General features: G+C 61.0%; 12 protein-coding genes. 1 reads left to right on the top strand and 11 read right to left on the bottom strand.

All coding sequences use genetic code 11. The features are described 5' to 3' along the window. From purF to truA, 7 genes are all read right to left on the bottom strand, one after another. A partial coding sequence (purF, locus tag BLX41_RS02310) for an amidophosphoribosyltransferase (protein ID WP_259744338.1) occupies nt 1-1070 on the bottom strand: 1070 nt, incomplete at its 3' end. A 41-nt stretch (nt 1071-1111) separates the two neighbouring features. Beyond that, on the bottom strand, nt 1112-1669 hold the full coding sequence (locus BLX41_RS02315) for a CvpA family protein (RefSeq protein WP_123723609.1): 558 nt from the start codon (nt 1667-1669) through the stop codon (nt 1112-1114). A 98-nt stretch (nt 1670-1767) separates the two neighbouring features. Beyond that, nucleotides 1768-2421 carry an SPOR domain-containing protein gene (locus tag BLX41_RS02320; protein ID WP_123723610.1) on the bottom strand — a complete coding sequence of 218 codons (654 nt, stop codon included), beginning with the start codon at nt 2419-2421 and terminating at the stop codon, nt 1768-1770. Then, the gene (gene folC / locus BLX41_RS02325; protein ID WP_123723611.1) at nt 2405-3712 is read right to left on the bottom strand and encodes a bifunctional tetrahydrofolate synthase/dihydrofolate synthase; all 1308 of its coding nucleotides are present in this window, start codon (nt 3710-3712) and stop codon (nt 2405-2407) included. Before folC ends, BLX41_RS02320 begins: the two co-directional genes overlap by 17 nt. Next, entirely contained in the window at nt 3709-4629 is a 921-nt protein-coding gene (accD, locus tag BLX41_RS02330; protein ID WP_123723612.1) for an acetyl-CoA carboxylase, carboxyltransferase subunit beta, read from the bottom strand. Before accD ends, folC begins: the two co-directional genes overlap by 4 nt. A 259-nt stretch (nt 4630-4888) precedes the next feature. Further along, entirely contained in the window at nt 4889-5521 is a 633-nt protein-coding gene (locus BLX41_RS02335; RefSeq protein WP_123723613.1) for a phosphoribosylanthranilate isomerase, read from the bottom strand. Between the two features lie 63 nt (nt 5522-5584). Then, nucleotides 5585-6409 carry a tRNA pseudouridine(38-40) synthase TruA gene (gene truA / locus BLX41_RS02340; protein ID WP_123723614.1) on the bottom strand — a complete coding sequence of 275 codons (825 nt, stop codon included), beginning with the start codon at nt 6407-6409 and terminating at the stop codon, nt 5585-5587. A gap of 218 nt (nt 6410-6627) precedes the next feature. Between truA and BLX41_RS02345 the strand changes: the two genes are divergently transcribed. Then, nucleotides 6628-7287 (top strand): M24 family metallopeptidase, encoded by a 660-nt coding sequence (locus BLX41_RS02345; protein WP_123723615.1) that lies wholly within the window; start codon nt 6628-6630, stop codon nt 7285-7287. 73 nt (nt 7288-7360) lie between these two features. Here BLX41_RS02345 and BLX41_RS02350 read toward each other — a convergent pair whose 3' ends face one another. From BLX41_RS02350 to leuB, 4 genes are all read right to left on the bottom strand, one after another. Next, entirely contained in the window at nt 7361-9976 is a 2616-nt protein-coding gene (locus BLX41_RS02350) for a motility hub landmark protein FimV (RefSeq protein ID WP_123723616.1), read from the bottom strand. Nucleotides 9977-10181: 205 nt separating this feature from the next. Then, complete coding sequence (locus tag BLX41_RS02355) at nt 10182-11192, bottom strand: aspartate-semialdehyde dehydrogenase (RefSeq protein ID WP_123723617.1); 1011 nt, start codon at nt 11190-11192, stop codon at nt 10182-10184. 181 nt (nt 11193-11373) lie between these two features. After that, on the bottom strand, nt 11374-12486 hold the full coding sequence (asd, locus tag BLX41_RS02360; RefSeq protein WP_102863663.1) for an aspartate-semialdehyde dehydrogenase: 1113 nt from the start codon (nt 12484-12486) through the stop codon (nt 11374-11376). Between the two features lie 54 nt (nt 12487-12540). Continuing rightward, nucleotides 12541-13617 (bottom strand): 3-isopropylmalate dehydrogenase (gene leuB, locus BLX41_RS02365; protein WP_123723618.1); only part of this gene is annotated, 1077 nt, incomplete at its 5' end.

Here is a 13617-nt window from a genome sequence, read left to right on the forward strand (position 1 = left end):
CGGAACTCCAGCTCAATTGCATTGAGCTTCTGGCGCACGGATTTCTTCCGCGCAGCCTGGCCCGGCATGATGAAGGTACGACCGATGTAGCGGTTCTTCACGAAGCCTTCGCGGAACTTGACTCCCAGGTGGTTGGCCAGTTCCAGCGCCGCAGTGCGACTGGTGTCCGGAATAGGGATCACCACGTCAATATCGTGCTCTGGACGCTCGCGCAGGATCTTCTCGGCCAGCTTCTCACCCATACGCAGGCGCGCCTTGTACACCGAAACACCATCGATTATCGAGTCGGGACGGGCCAGATAAACGTGCTCGAAGATGCACGGGGTGAGCTTTGGATTGGTCGCGCACTGGCGGGTGTAGAGCTTGCCCTCTTCAGTGATATAGACCGCCTCGCCCGGTGCCAGGTCGCGAATCAGGGTGAAACCCAGCACATCCAGGGAAACGCTTTCCGAAGCAATCATGTACTCCACGCCTTCGTCGGTATGACGCTGGCCGAAGACGATCGGACGGATACCATGAGGATCACGGAAACCGACAATGCCGTAACCGGTGATCATGGCCACCACTGCGTAGCCACCGACGCAGCGGTTGTGCACGTCAGTCACCGCGGCGAACACGTCTTCCTCAGTAGGCTGCAGCTTGCCGCGCTGGGCCAGCTCGTGAGCGAACACGTTGAGCAGCACTTCGGAGTCGGAGTTGGTGTTGACGTGGCGCAGGTCGGACTCGTAGATCTCCTTGGCCAATTGCTCGACATTGGTCAGGTTGCCGTTGTGCGCCAGAGTGATGCCGTACGGCGAGTTGACGTAGAACGGCTGAGCCTCGGCCGAAGTCGAGCTGCCCGCAGTCGGGTAACGCACATGACCAATACCCATGTGACCGACCAGACGCTGCATGTGCCGCTGCTGGAACACGTCACGAACCAGGCCATTGTCCTTGCGCAGGAATAACCGGCCTTCATGACTGGTCACGATACCGGCAGCGTCCTGGCCGCGGTGCTGGAGGACGGTTAGCGCGTCATACAGCGCCTGATTGACGTTCGACTTACCGACGATACCGACGATGCCACACATGCGACGCAACCCCTACTTAATGAAACTGAACTGAACACATCTTACTGAGGCGTTTTGGCCGGTAAGAGGTGCTCCTTGAACGGTATATCAGCGGGTACGCTGATACCGCTGGCCAGCCACTGACTGCTCCACCCCAGAATGAGGTTCTTGGACCAGTCTGCAACCAATAGAAATTGTGGCACCAGTTGTGACTGTTGCCACCAGGAATCCTGCTGAACCGGCCCCAGGCTCAAGAGCCCGACTGCCACGACCACCAGCAACGCGCCACGCGCCGCGCCGAAGGCCATGCCGAGAAATCGATCGGTCCCGGAGAGGCCGGTGACGCGAATCAATTCGCCGATGAGATAGTTGACCATTGCCCCCACCAGCAAGGTGGCGACAAACATGATTGCGCAGCCCGCGATCACGCGAGCCGAAGGAGTTTCGATATAACCGCCGAGGTACTCGGACAGTGAGCCACCAAACATCCAGGCAACGACTCCTGCGATGATCCAGGTAAGCAACGACAAGGCTTCTTTGACGAAACCGCGGCTCAAGCTGATCAAAGCGGAGATGGCGATTATTGCAACGATCGCCCAGTCAACCCAGGTAAATGGCACAGTGCAGCCTACAGACGGATAAGGCGGCGCATTTTAACAGAGCGCTTGGCTGTCGGTAAGCTGCGATTCACTGTGCTTTTGAAATCAACCTGATAGCCTCAGCCACGCTCCGGCTGAAAGCGCACCACAAACCCCTTGAGGTTGTGTTGACGGCCCAACAGGTCACGCAGACGGTCGGCCTCGGCACGCTCGATCAACGGCCCGACAAACACCCGATTCTTGCCTTCAGCGGAACGGATATAAGCGTTATAGCCTTGGCTGCGCAGGGTTTTCTGCAGGTTTTCCGCACTTTCACGGCTCGACAGGCTGGCCAACTGCACCGACCAACTGATGGACAGACCATTGGCATCGACCCGACTCTGGCTGGTATCAGGCTTGGCAGCGGCAATCGGCTGGGCCGGGGCCGGTACAGGAGCAGGCTTTGGCGCTGGCGCTGGCTTGCTGGCCACTACAGTCGCCGGGGCAACCGCTGGCGCACTCGGAGCAATCGGCATCGACGGTGCGACCTGCTGCACCACGGGCTCCTCGACAGGAACCGGCTCCTGCGGCAACACCTGGGGCTCAGGCACAACCACCGGTTCGACCTGAACCTGAGGCATGACCGAGGCCTGTGGCGCTGGCGGCGCCTCAACCGTTACGTGGCGCTGCTCATCCTCTCGCGAGAACAGCATCGGCAGAAAGATCACCGCCAAAGCCACCAACACCAGCGCTCCAACCATTCGCTGCTTGTAGACCTTATCCAGCATTGCCATGTGCAGCTTCCTCCGTGGAGCGCCGGGCGAGCCACTCAAGCGCCTCGGCAACACAATAAAAAGATCCGAAAAGCAGAATTTCGTCATCTGCGGCCGCTTGCGCACATTGCGCGTCCAACGCCGCAGCGACACTGGCATAAGACGCCACCGAAGCACCAAGGTTCTCCAAGGCGGCCTGCAGATCCTCCACAGGACGCGCCCGTGGCGAATCCAGAGGGGCTACTGCCCAGTGCTGGACCGAGGACTGCAAACTGCCGACCACCCCTGGCAGATCCTTGTCCGCCAGCAGGCCGAATACCGCCAGGCGCTTGCCAGCTACGGGTCGACGCGCCAGGCGCTCAGCCAGATATTGCGCGGCATGGGGATTGTGCCCCACATCCAGCAGCAGGTTCAGATGCTTGCCCTGCCATTCGATCTGCCGACGATCCAGACGGCCGGTCACCCGAGTCTGCTGCAGAGCGGCACCGATCCGCTCAGGCTGCCAGGGCAACCCGGTAAGCAGGTAGGCCTGCAAGGCCAATGCCGCGTTTTCCATGGGCAGATCGAGCAGCGGCAGATCCCGCAGCTCGACCTGATTGCCCTCGGCATCCAGACCGCGCCATTGCCAATATTCCTCGGTGAGCCCGAGGTCAAAATCTCGCCCACGGAGGAAAAGCGGACAACCCAGCTCCCGCGCCTTGTCCAGCAACGGCTGCGGCGGATTCAGATCGCCACACAGCGCAGGTGCACCGGCACGGAAGATTCCGGCCTTCTCGAAAGCCACGGACTCCCGGGAATCCCCCAGGTACTCGATGTGATCGACACCAATGCTGGTGACCAATGCCAGGTCGGCATCCACCAGATTGACTGCATCCAGACGCCCACCCAGCCCCACTTCCAGGACGACTGCATCCAGGGCCGCGCGCTGGAACAGCCAGAACGCCGCCAGGGTGCCCATCTCGAAATAGGTCAGGGAGACATCACCACGCCCCGCTTCCACCGCAGCAAAGGCCTCGCACAGTTGCGGATCAGCGACCTCAAGACCATTGATCTGCACCCGTTCGTTGTAACGCAGCAGATGCGGCGAGCTGTAGACCCCCACCTTCAGGCCCTGGGCCCGCAACAGGGAAGCGACAAAGGCACAGGTAGAGCCCTTGCCGTTGGTACCGGTGACCGTGATCACCCGAGGCGCTGGCTTGCCCAGCCCCATCCGGGCCACTACCTGCTGCGAGCGCTCCAGCCCCATATCGATGGCCGAAGGATGCAACCGCTCAAGGTAGGCGAGCCAATCGCCCAGGGTACGTTGGGTCATAGGTTTGCTGGAGCCGGCGGAACCACGATTGGCTCAACGGGAGCAGCCACGAACTCCGGCGTCGGCAGCCCCATCAGCTGGGCCAGCAGGTTACCCAGACGTGGACGCAACTCCTGACGGGAGATGATCATGTCGATGGCACCGTGCTCCAGGAGAAACTCACTGCGCTGGAAACCTTCCGGCAGTTTTTCCCGCACAGTCTGCTCGATCACTCGCGGACCAGCGAAGCCCACCAAGGCTTTAGGCTCGGCGACGATCACATCACCCAACATCGCCAGACTGGCGGAAACACCACCGTAGACCGGATCGGTCAGCACGGAGATGAATGGAATGCCTTCTTCACGCAGACGCGCCAGCACGGCGGAAGTCTTGGCCATCTGCATCAGGGAGATCAGCGCCTCCTGCATCCGTGCACCGCCGGAGGCGGAGAAGCAGATCATCGGGCAACGGTTTTCCAGGGCGTAGTTGGCGGCGCGAACAAAGCGTTCGCCAACGATGGCGCCCATGGACCCGCCCATGAAGGAGAACTCGAAGGCCGAGACCACGACCGGCATGCCCAGCAGGGTGCCGCTCATGGAAATCAGAGCGTCCTTCTCGCCCGTCTGCTTCTGCGCCGCTGTCAGGCGGTCCTTGTACTTCTTGCCGTCACGGAATTTCAGACGGTCAACCGGCTCCAGGTCAGCGCCCAGTTCGGCACGGCCTTCGGCGTCGAGGAAGATCTCGATACGGGCGCGAGCACCGATGCGCATGTGGTGATTGCACTTGGGGCAAACATCCAGGGTCTTTTCCAGCTCCGGCCGATAAAGCACCGCCTCGCAGGACGGGCACTTATGCCAAAGACCTTCAGGCACCGAGCTTTTCTTCACCTCGGAACGCATGATCGAAGGGATCAGTTTGTCTACTAACCAGTTGCTCATGCTTTCTTTCTCCAGTACCGGCGGCCCGAACGCTCTGGTTCGCAACCCCGCGTATGCCCTTGAGCTAAATTCATGTGTGCGGCGATGATCACTTCGCTACCGCGGTCAGCACCGGGCTCGACCTGCCTGCAACGAAGCGCTCCTCAGCCATCCCGACAACCCGCGATAGAGCGGTTGCCACTCGATTCCGACCCCGCCTGAAGGCGGCGCCTGCCTGTTTTGTACAGTGGTGTTATGGACGGCGGCAGACTGCCAGCCGTCACATCGACTCGTTGCTGCGACGCACTGCCTGCATAAATGCCTGAATCTTTGCCGAATCCTTGATGCCCTTGCTCTGTTCCACACCGCCACTGACATCCACCGCATAGGGACGAACCCGAGCAATGGCTTCGGCGACGTTCTGCGCTGACAGTCCGCCAGCCAGGATGATCGGCTTGCTCAGCCCCTGAGGAACCAGGGACCAGTCAAAGGCCTCGCCGGTTCCCCCCGGCACACCCTCGACATAGGTATCCAGCAGAATCCCGCTGGCGCGCGGATAAGCCTGGCAGGCCGCGGCTATGTCGTCCCCGGCCTTGACTCGCAGCGCCTTGATATAAGGGCGGTGATAACCCTCGCAATCTGCCGCCGACTCATCGCCGTGAAACTGCAGAAGGTCCAGCGGCACGGCGTCGAGGATTTCCCCCAACTCGCAGCGACTGGCATTGACGAACAGCCCGACCGTGGTCACGAACGGCGGCAAGGCGGCGATGATCGCCCGCGCTTGCTGCACACTTACCGCCCGCGGACTCTTGGCATAGAACACCAGACCGATGGCATCGGCCCCCGCCGCCACCGCTGCCAACGCATCTTCTATGCGGGTAATCCCGCAAATCTTGCTGCGAACAGCTGACATGTCGTGTGAACCTCGGGGGCAAATTCGGAAAGTCCCGGATGGTAGCAAATGCTTTTCCGGGCGTCAGCCGTCAAGTTCAGACCAACCGGTGAGGAAATGTGGCCCGATGTATCGCTCCGGCAACCGGAACTCATCCTTGTATTCCACCTGCACCAGATACAGGCCGAAAGGATGGGCGGTGACTCCGCCCGTGCGGCGAATCCGGCTCTCCAGCACCTCCCGCGCCCACTCCACCGGCCGCTCGCCCGCACCGATGGTCATCAAGACCCCGGCAATATTGCGCACCATGTGGTGCAGGAACGCACTGGCGCGGATGTCCAGGACAATCATCTTGCCGTGCCGGGTGACCCGCAGGTGGTGAATCTCCTTGATCGGTGACTTGGCCTGGCACTGGCCGGCCCGGAACGCACTGAAATCATGGGTACCCACCAGAAATGCGGCAGCCTGAGCCATCCGCTCGATATCCAGCGGCCGATGATTCCAAGTGACCTCCTCATTGAGATGGGCCGGACGGATCTGATCGTTGTAGATCACATAGCGATAGCGCCGGGCAATCGCCTTGAACCGAGCATGAAAATGCGCCGGCATCTCCTGAGCCCAACTGACACTGATGTCGTGGGGCAGGTTGATATTGGCCCCCATGACCCAAGCCTTCATCGAACGCACGGCCTGGGTGTCGAAATGCACCACCTGACCACAGGCATGCACACCGGCATCTGTACGCCCAGCACAAGCCACCACCACGGGAGAGTCCGCGACTCTGGACAAGGCCTTCTCCAGGGTTTCCTGGACACTGGGCACACCGGAAGCCTGACGCTGCCAACCGCGATAGCGCGACCCCTTGTATTCAACACCCAGAGCGATGCGGGAAAAGCCTGCGGCCGCCATTTCGGCGGCCGGGTTATCTATATTTGCCAAGAACTTACAGCCTGCTGATATGCGCAAAGGCGCTCATTATAAGGCTGCCGGGGACAGACGCCATGCACTGCCGCGGTTTAGTTGCAGATTGATTCCTGTCGACAGCGATTGCATCAGCCCTCAGGCCAACGCTATATAGCAACCTACATAACGATAGAGAAACAAACACCTCGACCGAGAGCCGATGAATGATCGCAACCAACAAAGAAGCCGTGGGCCTGGCCTACAGCCTTGAAGGCATGCTCCACGCCAAGCGCATGACCTGGGAGGCCATTGCGCAAATGGCCCGGCGGATCAAGCCCGGCATGCACGAATCCAGCGCCAGGGAGATGGGCCTCGAAGTACTGCAGGACCTGGGCATGGAACGTATCTGGCACCCACTGCTGATTCGCTTTGGCGCCAATACCCTGAAGACCTTCAAGCAACGCTCCGACGGCGATCCTCAACTGGAGGAAAACGACCTGTTCTTCATTGACCTCGGAGTCGTCTGGGATCGCCACGAAGGCGATTGCGGAGCGACTTTCGTCGTAGGTCGCGACGAGGAAATGCACGCCTGCGCCACTGCCGCCAAGAGCCTGTTCGACCAGGTTCACGATCACTGGAAAACCCATCAAGTGGCCGGCCCCGAACTGTACCGCTACGCCGAAGAGCAGGCTCGCACCATGGGCTGGGCGCTCAACCTGGACATCAAGGGGCATCGGGTCAGCGACTTCCCCCACGCAATCTACCGCGCCGGAGACCTGGGGGACTTCTCCGACTGCCCACAAGTGGGCCTGTGGATCCTGGAAATCCAGATCGCTCACCCTACCCGGCCCTTTGGCGCCTTTTACGAGGACCTGCTGGTATGAATGGCTGCCAAAAGTCTCACAAACAAAAACGGCAGCCTTATCGGCTGCCGTTCTGCTCAAGCATCGGGTTGTTTCAGGCCAGACGTGCGAGCATTTCCTGCGCTTCGCTCTTCTGCCCTTCGCTACCCTCGCTGAGCACTTCACCCAGGATATCCCGCGCGCCGTCGTTGTCACCCATATCGATATAGGCCTGGGCCAGGTCCAGCTTGGTGGCCACTTCATCGCTACCGGAAAGGAAGTCGAAATCCGCCTCCTCAGGTGCAGCCGCCGCATCTTCAGCCGTGAAGCTTGGCGTTTCCGGCTCCGGCTGATCCAGACTCTGGGCCAGACGATCCAGTTCGGCGTTGACATCATCCAGCTCGGAGGCAAAGGCATCCTTGGGCTCTGTCGCAGCATCCATCTCATCGGCCAGGGACAGATCGAAATCTGCCGACAGATCCAGATCATCCAGCGTCGACTCGGTGACGGTAGGCACATCGCCGGCTGGCAGATCCTTGAGATCGTCTTCCAGGCTCAACAGGAAGTCGTCGTCAGTCTGGGTCGCCGCCGGCAGGTCCGCTCCGAGATCAAGGTCAAAATCCCCCAGATCATCCAGGCTTTCCTCGGCTGCAGTCTGCTGCTCAAGAACCGAGCCAAAGCTCAGGTCGTCGTCCAGAGGAAAATCCTCCAGCTCAACCTCAGGTTCGGCCGCGACCACCGCCGGCGAAGCAGCCTCCAGATCATCCAGACTCAGATCGAAATCCGCATCCAGACCTTCCACAGGCGCTGCAGGCTCAGCGGGCTGAGGCTCATCCAGCAACAGTTCCTTGACGTACTGGGCATCCAGTTCCGCAGCAACCGCCGCCGCAGCCAGACCTGCTGTCGCCGCCACCGCCACCATCGCCGGGAAACGACTCTTGAGCTGTTCGACCTGAGCATGGTTATCGCCATTGGCTACCAGCTGCCGCTCCTGAGCGACAAAGGCGCTGCGATCCCCCTGGTGCGCGTAGACCTCCATCAGTTTGAGGCGCAAATCGCTGCGCAGCGGCTCGAGCTTGACCGCCTCTTCAAGAATGGCCGCTGCCTGATTCAGGCGGCCACCATCGATATGGTTCTGCGCCTGCCCCAGCACATCGACGGCTCGCTCAACCGGCGCCGTCGGAACTGGCACCACCACCGGAGCAGGTGCTGGAGCTGGAGCAGGTGCTGGAGCTGGAGCTGGAGCTGGAGCTGGAGCTGGAGCTGGAGCGAGCTTGACGCTTGGTGGAGGGACTTCAAGACCTTCGAAGCTACCTTCGGGAAGGTCCAGCTCCTCGGAGAAATCGCTATTCTCCTCGGACAACGCCCGAGCCATGCGCAGATGCTTTTCCGCCTCTTGCTGAGCCTTGCGACGACGTGCCAGCAACAGCAACAGCAGCAACACAGCCACTATCGCACCACCGCCGACCAGACCGAGGAGGATTGGATTGGTCAGCAGATCAGCATATTTATCTTCGTCAGCCTGGGCCGCTGGCACATCCGCAGCCGGACTGGCAGCCGGCTCACTGACTGGGGCCGCCGGAACCACTGGCGTCGCCGCAGGAACCTCAGGCTTGGCCACCAGTTCAGCAGGCATCGCCGTTGCTGATGGAGCAACAGGGGCCGCGCCCTCAGCCTGCAGCTTGGCCAACTGGTTGTTCTTCAATTCGATCAGGCGCTGCAGCTTGTCCAGCTGGCTCTGCAGATCCGCCATGCGCTCTTTGAGTTCGGCATTGTCGCGGCGGGTTGCGTCCAGGCTTTCCTGAGTCACCGCCAGCTTGTTGTTCAGGGCCTTGCTGTCACCCGCGGCGCCCTTGCCACGAGCCTTGCCGTTCTCCGCAGACACCAGGCTCAGGTTGTCCTTGGTGTTGACCTGCTTGGGCGCCTTGTCGGCCCCCGCACGACGAGTCGCATCCACCTGCTGCTGGCCCCGGGCCCCGGCGCGACGCCCCTGACGCCAGGCGGCATTCTGCGCGGCAACTTCGGCAATGGCCTTGGGCTGCGGCAACGCGGTGCTCTGCACCACGTCAGGCAAGCGCAGGACCTTGCCGGTCTTCAATCGGTTGATGTTGCCATCGATGAAGGCATCCGGGTTCAAGGCCTGGATCGCCAGCATGGTCTGCTGGATCGACGCGCCATTCCGATTCCTGGCAGCGATTTCCCACAGCGTGTCACGGGCCGAAGTGGTGTATTGCGCAGGCTTACTGGCCTTGTTGGCGCGAGTGACCGGGGCATTCACCGCCGGGCCAGTGACCGGCGCCGCCTGGGCAGCGGCAGCGGCTTGCGGGGAAAACTTCGAAGGGTCCAGCAGCACGCTGTAATCGCGCAGCAGACGACCGTTGGGCCACATCACCTGCACCAGGAACTTGACCATCGGCTCCGATAACGGCTGGCTCGAGGTCACCCGCAGCACACTCTTGCCGCCGGGATTGAGAACAGGAGTAAAACTCAGGTCATTGAGAAAGGCCTGGCGATCGACGCCGGCCTTGGCGAACTCTTCTGCCGGGGCCAGGCTGGGCACCACTTCCGCAGCAGTAAGGTCCTTGATATCGAGCAATTCGATTTCTGCTACCAAAGGCTGGTTCAGACTCGACTTCAGGGTCAGCTCCCCGAGCCCAAGCGCCTGCGCCATACCGGAGGACAGCGCCGAGGCGGCCGCTATTGCTAACACCAGTTTGCGAACTTGAACCATAGCCTCATCCTTTGTTTGAACATTCCTCGGCCAGCGAGAAGGTTTTGTAGCGGCTGCCATAAGGCACTGCGCGGGATCATGAGCGACCGTCACGCGGGATTATTTACTGCCTGCCCCGGGAGCACCTGACGGCCACTCACCTCCAGCAACTTGCCAAGCATAGCGCCCAGCTAGATTCATTCTGCAAATTGTTGCCAAGTATCTTTTACAGCAGGTCTTTTATCAACAATTCAGCCAGCTGCACAGCGTTCAAGGCCGCACCTTTGCGGACGTTGTCCGAGGTCAGCCACAGATTCAGTTCCGCCGGATCATCGACACCACCACGAACCCGCCCCACATAGACTACGTCCTGGCCCACGGCGTCACCCACGGCAGTGGGATAATCACCGGCGTCCACCAGTTCCAGGCCGGGAGCTGCCTCGAGTGCCGCATTCACCGCCGCCAGATCGACATCGGCGCCTGACTGCAAAGTCACGCTATAGCTATCGCCAAAAAACACCGGCGCTTGAATGCAAGTGACAGAAATCTTTAATAAAGGTTGCCCCAGCACCTCACGCAACTCTCTCACCAGACGCTTTTCCAACAGGGTGTGTCCCTGGGCATCTGGTGTACCAACCTGAGCCAACAGATTGAAGGCTACTTGGCGGTCGAAGAAACGCGGTTCCAACGGGCGCACATTCAGCAGTTCGGCGGTTTGCCGGGCCAGTTCGCTGACAGCCTCACGCCCCTGGCTGGAAATCGCCAAGCTGGCAGTCAGGTTAACCCGCTGGATATCCAGCAAGTCCTGCAATGGCGCCAGCGCCACTGCCAGCGCCGTGGCCGAAGCGCTGGGGCTGCTCAGTTGCACGGGCTTTTTCAGGCCGACCAGTACCCGGGCATTGGCCTCAGGCACGACATTGGGCGCCTGGGCCGACGGCAAGGCGCCGGAGAGGTCGATCACCGCGCAATTGGCCGCTGTAGCACGGGGAGCGAAGCTCAGGGTCACCGCCGGGCCCGCGGCGAAAAACGCCAGCTGGACCTTGCTGAAGTCGAATTCGTCGACTTCCCGCACACGAACGTTCTTGCCACGAAACGGTACCGAGTGACCGGCCGATTCGCTGCTGGCGAGCAGGTGCAGGTTGGCAACGGGGAAATCACGCTCTTCGAGAATCTGCACCAGGGTTTCGCCAACCGTGCCGGTGGCGCCGATCACGGCAATATCAAAGGACGGGGTCATGGTGCTACCTCAGGCGGAACGGGGGAGCGGCACTTTACCCGGCACAGGGTGACGAGGCAATTCGCTAGGGGGGAGCTGTGGCTGGAACGAAGCACTCTTCGCGGGCAAGCCCGCTCCTACGGTGGGTATGAAAAAGCCCGCGCCTTGTGCAAGGGGCGGGCTGTTTCAAGCGCTCAGAGAATCAACGCTCCAGCAAGATCCGCAGCATGCGGCGCAGCGGTTCGGCTGCCCCCCACAGCAACTGGTCGCCCACGGTGAAGGCGCCGAGGAACTGCGAACCCATATTCAGCTTGCGCAGACGACCAACCGGGATGTTCAGGGTGCCAGTGACCTTGGTCGGACTCAGCTCCTGCATGCTGATGTCACGCTGGTTCGGCACCAGTTTGACCCAGGGGTTGTGCTGGCTGATCAGCCCTTCGATATCGGCGATCGGTACATCCTTGTTGAGCTTGATGGTCAGCGCCTGGCTGTGGCAGCGCATGGCGCCGATACGCACGCAGATACCATCCACCGGGATCGGGCTCTTGAAGCGACCGAGGATCTTGTTGGTTTCGGCTTGGGCCTTCCACTCTTCACGGCTCTGGCCGTTAGGCAGTTCCTTGTCGATCCACGGGATCAGGCTGCCGGCCAACGGCACCCCGAAGTTCTCGGTGGGATAGGCATCGCTGCGCATGGCTTCGGCCACTTTGCGGTCGATATCGAGGATGGCGCTGGCCGGGTTGGCCAGGTCATCAGCGACGGCCGCGTGGGTCGCGCCCATTTGCTTGATCAGCTCACGCATGTTCTGCGCGCCGGCGCCGGAGGCTGCCTGGTAGGTCATGGCACTCATCCACTCCACCAGGCCGGCTTCGAACAGGCCGCCCAGGCCCATCAGCATCAGGCTGACGGTGCAGTTGCCACCGATGTAGTTCTTGGTCCCGGCATCCAGTTGCTGGTCGATGACCTTGCGGTTCACCGGATCAAGGATGATCACCGCGTCATCCTGCATGCGCAGGCTGGAAGCAGCATCGATCCAGTAACCCTGCCAGCCGGCTTCACGCAGCTTGGGGAAGACTTCGCTGGTGTAGTCGCCACCCTGGCAGGTCAGAATCACGTCGAGGGTTTTCAACTCTTCAATGTTGTAGGCGTCCTTCAGCGGAGCAATGTCCTTGCCCACCGACGGCCCCTGGCCACCGACATTGGAAGTGGTGAAAAACACCGGTTCAATAAGATCGAAGTCCTGCTCTTCAAGCATCCGCTGCATGAGCACGGAACCGACCATACCGCGCCAACCGATCAGACCTACACGTTTCATCGCAACTACACCTATACAAAAGTGGGCCACCGTCTGTGCGGTGGGCCCGAAAGATTACAGATTCCGCAGCGCGGCGACTACTGCATCGCCCATTTCCTGCGTACCGACTTTGGTGCAACCGGCCGACCAGATGTCACCGGTGCGCAAACCTTGATCCAGCACCCGGCTCACGGCCTGCTCGATGGCATCCGCCGCGTCGTTCAGGTTGAAGCTGTAACGCAGCATCATCGACACCGAGAGGATGGTCGCCAGCGGGTTGGCAACACCCTGGCCGGCGATGTCCGGCGCCGAGCCGTGGCAAGGCTCGTACATGCCCTTGTTGTTGGCATCCAGCGAAGCCGACGGCAGCATGCCGATGGAACCGGTGAGCATCGAGGCCTCATCGGAGAGAATGTCGCCGAACATGTTGTCGGTGACGATCACGTCGAACTGTTTGGGCGCGCGCACCAACTGCATGGCGGCGTTGTCGACGTACATGTGGCTCAACTCGACATCCGGGTAGTCCAGGGCCACCTGCTCCACCACTTCACGCCACAGCTGGCTGGAGGCCAGGACGTTGGCCTTGTCCACCGAGCAGAGCTTCTTGCCACGCACCCGCGCCATGTCAAAACCGACCCGAGCGATACGACGGATTTCACTTTCGCTGTACGGCAGGGTGTCGTAGGACTGGCGTTCGCCATTTTCCAGCTCACGGGTGCCGCGAGGCGCGCCGAAGTAGATGCCGCCGGTCAACTCGCGCACGATGAGGATATCCAGGCCCGAGACAATTTCCGGTTTCAGGCTCGAGGCATCGGCCAGTTGCGGATAGAGGATCGCCGGGCGCAGGTTGCCGAACAGACCCAGTTGCGCACGAATCTTCAGCAAGCCGCGCTCAGGACGGGTGTCACGCTCGATCTTGTCCCACTTCGGACCACCCACCGCACCCAGCAGCACAGCATCGGCGGCACGAGCACGATCCAGGGTCTCATCGGCCAGGGGCACACCGTGCTTGTCGATGGCAGCGCCACCGATGACGTCGTGGCTCAGCTCGAAGCCCAGGCTGTACTTGTCATTGGCCAACTCCAGCACCTTGACCGCCTCGGCCATGATTTCCGGACCAATACCATCACCTGGGAGAATCAGAATCTGCTT

Source organism: Pseudomonas protegens (genome assembly GCF_003732485.1).
GTDB lineage: Bacteria > Pseudomonadota > Gammaproteobacteria > Pseudomonadales > Pseudomonadaceae > Aquipseudomonas > Aquipseudomonas protegens_B.

What these genes read in the sequence shown, in the direction of transcription:
- BLX41_RS02320 (WP_123723610.1), bottom strand. Translation starts at nt 2,421, where the DNA reads ATGGCAATGCTGGATAAGGTCTACAAGCAGCGAATGGTTGGAGCGCTG.
- folC (WP_123723611.1), bottom strand. Translation starts at nt 3,712, where the DNA reads ATGACCCAACGTACCCTGGGCGATTGGCTCGCCTACCTTGAGCGGTTG.
- accD (WP_123723612.1), bottom strand. Translation starts at nt 4,629, where the DNA reads ATGAGCAACTGGTTAGTAGACAAACTGATCCCTTCGATCATGCGTTCC.
- BLX41_RS02335 (WP_123723613.1), bottom strand. Translation starts at nt 5,521, where the DNA reads ATGTCAGCTGTTCGCAGCAAGATTTGCGGGATTACCCGCATAGAAGAT.
- truA (WP_123723614.1), bottom strand. Translation starts at nt 6,409, where the DNA reads ATGGCGGCCGCAGGCTTTTCCCGCATCGCTCTGGGTGTTGAATACAAG.
- BLX41_RS02345 (WP_123723615.1), top strand. Translation starts at nt 6,628, where the DNA reads ATGATCGCAACCAACAAAGAAGCCGTGGGCCTGGCCTACAGCCTTGAA.
- BLX41_RS02350 (WP_123723616.1), bottom strand. Translation starts at nt 9,976, where the DNA reads ATGGTTCAAGTTCGCAAACTGGTGTTAGCAATAGCGGCCGCCTCGGCG.
- BLX41_RS02355 (WP_123723617.1), bottom strand. Translation starts at nt 11,192, where the DNA reads ATGACCCCGTCCTTTGATATTGCCGTGATCGGCGCCACCGGCACGGTT.
- asd (WP_102863663.1), bottom strand. Translation starts at nt 12,486, where the DNA reads ATGAAACGTGTAGGTCTGATCGGTTGGCGCGGTATGGTCGGTTCCGTG.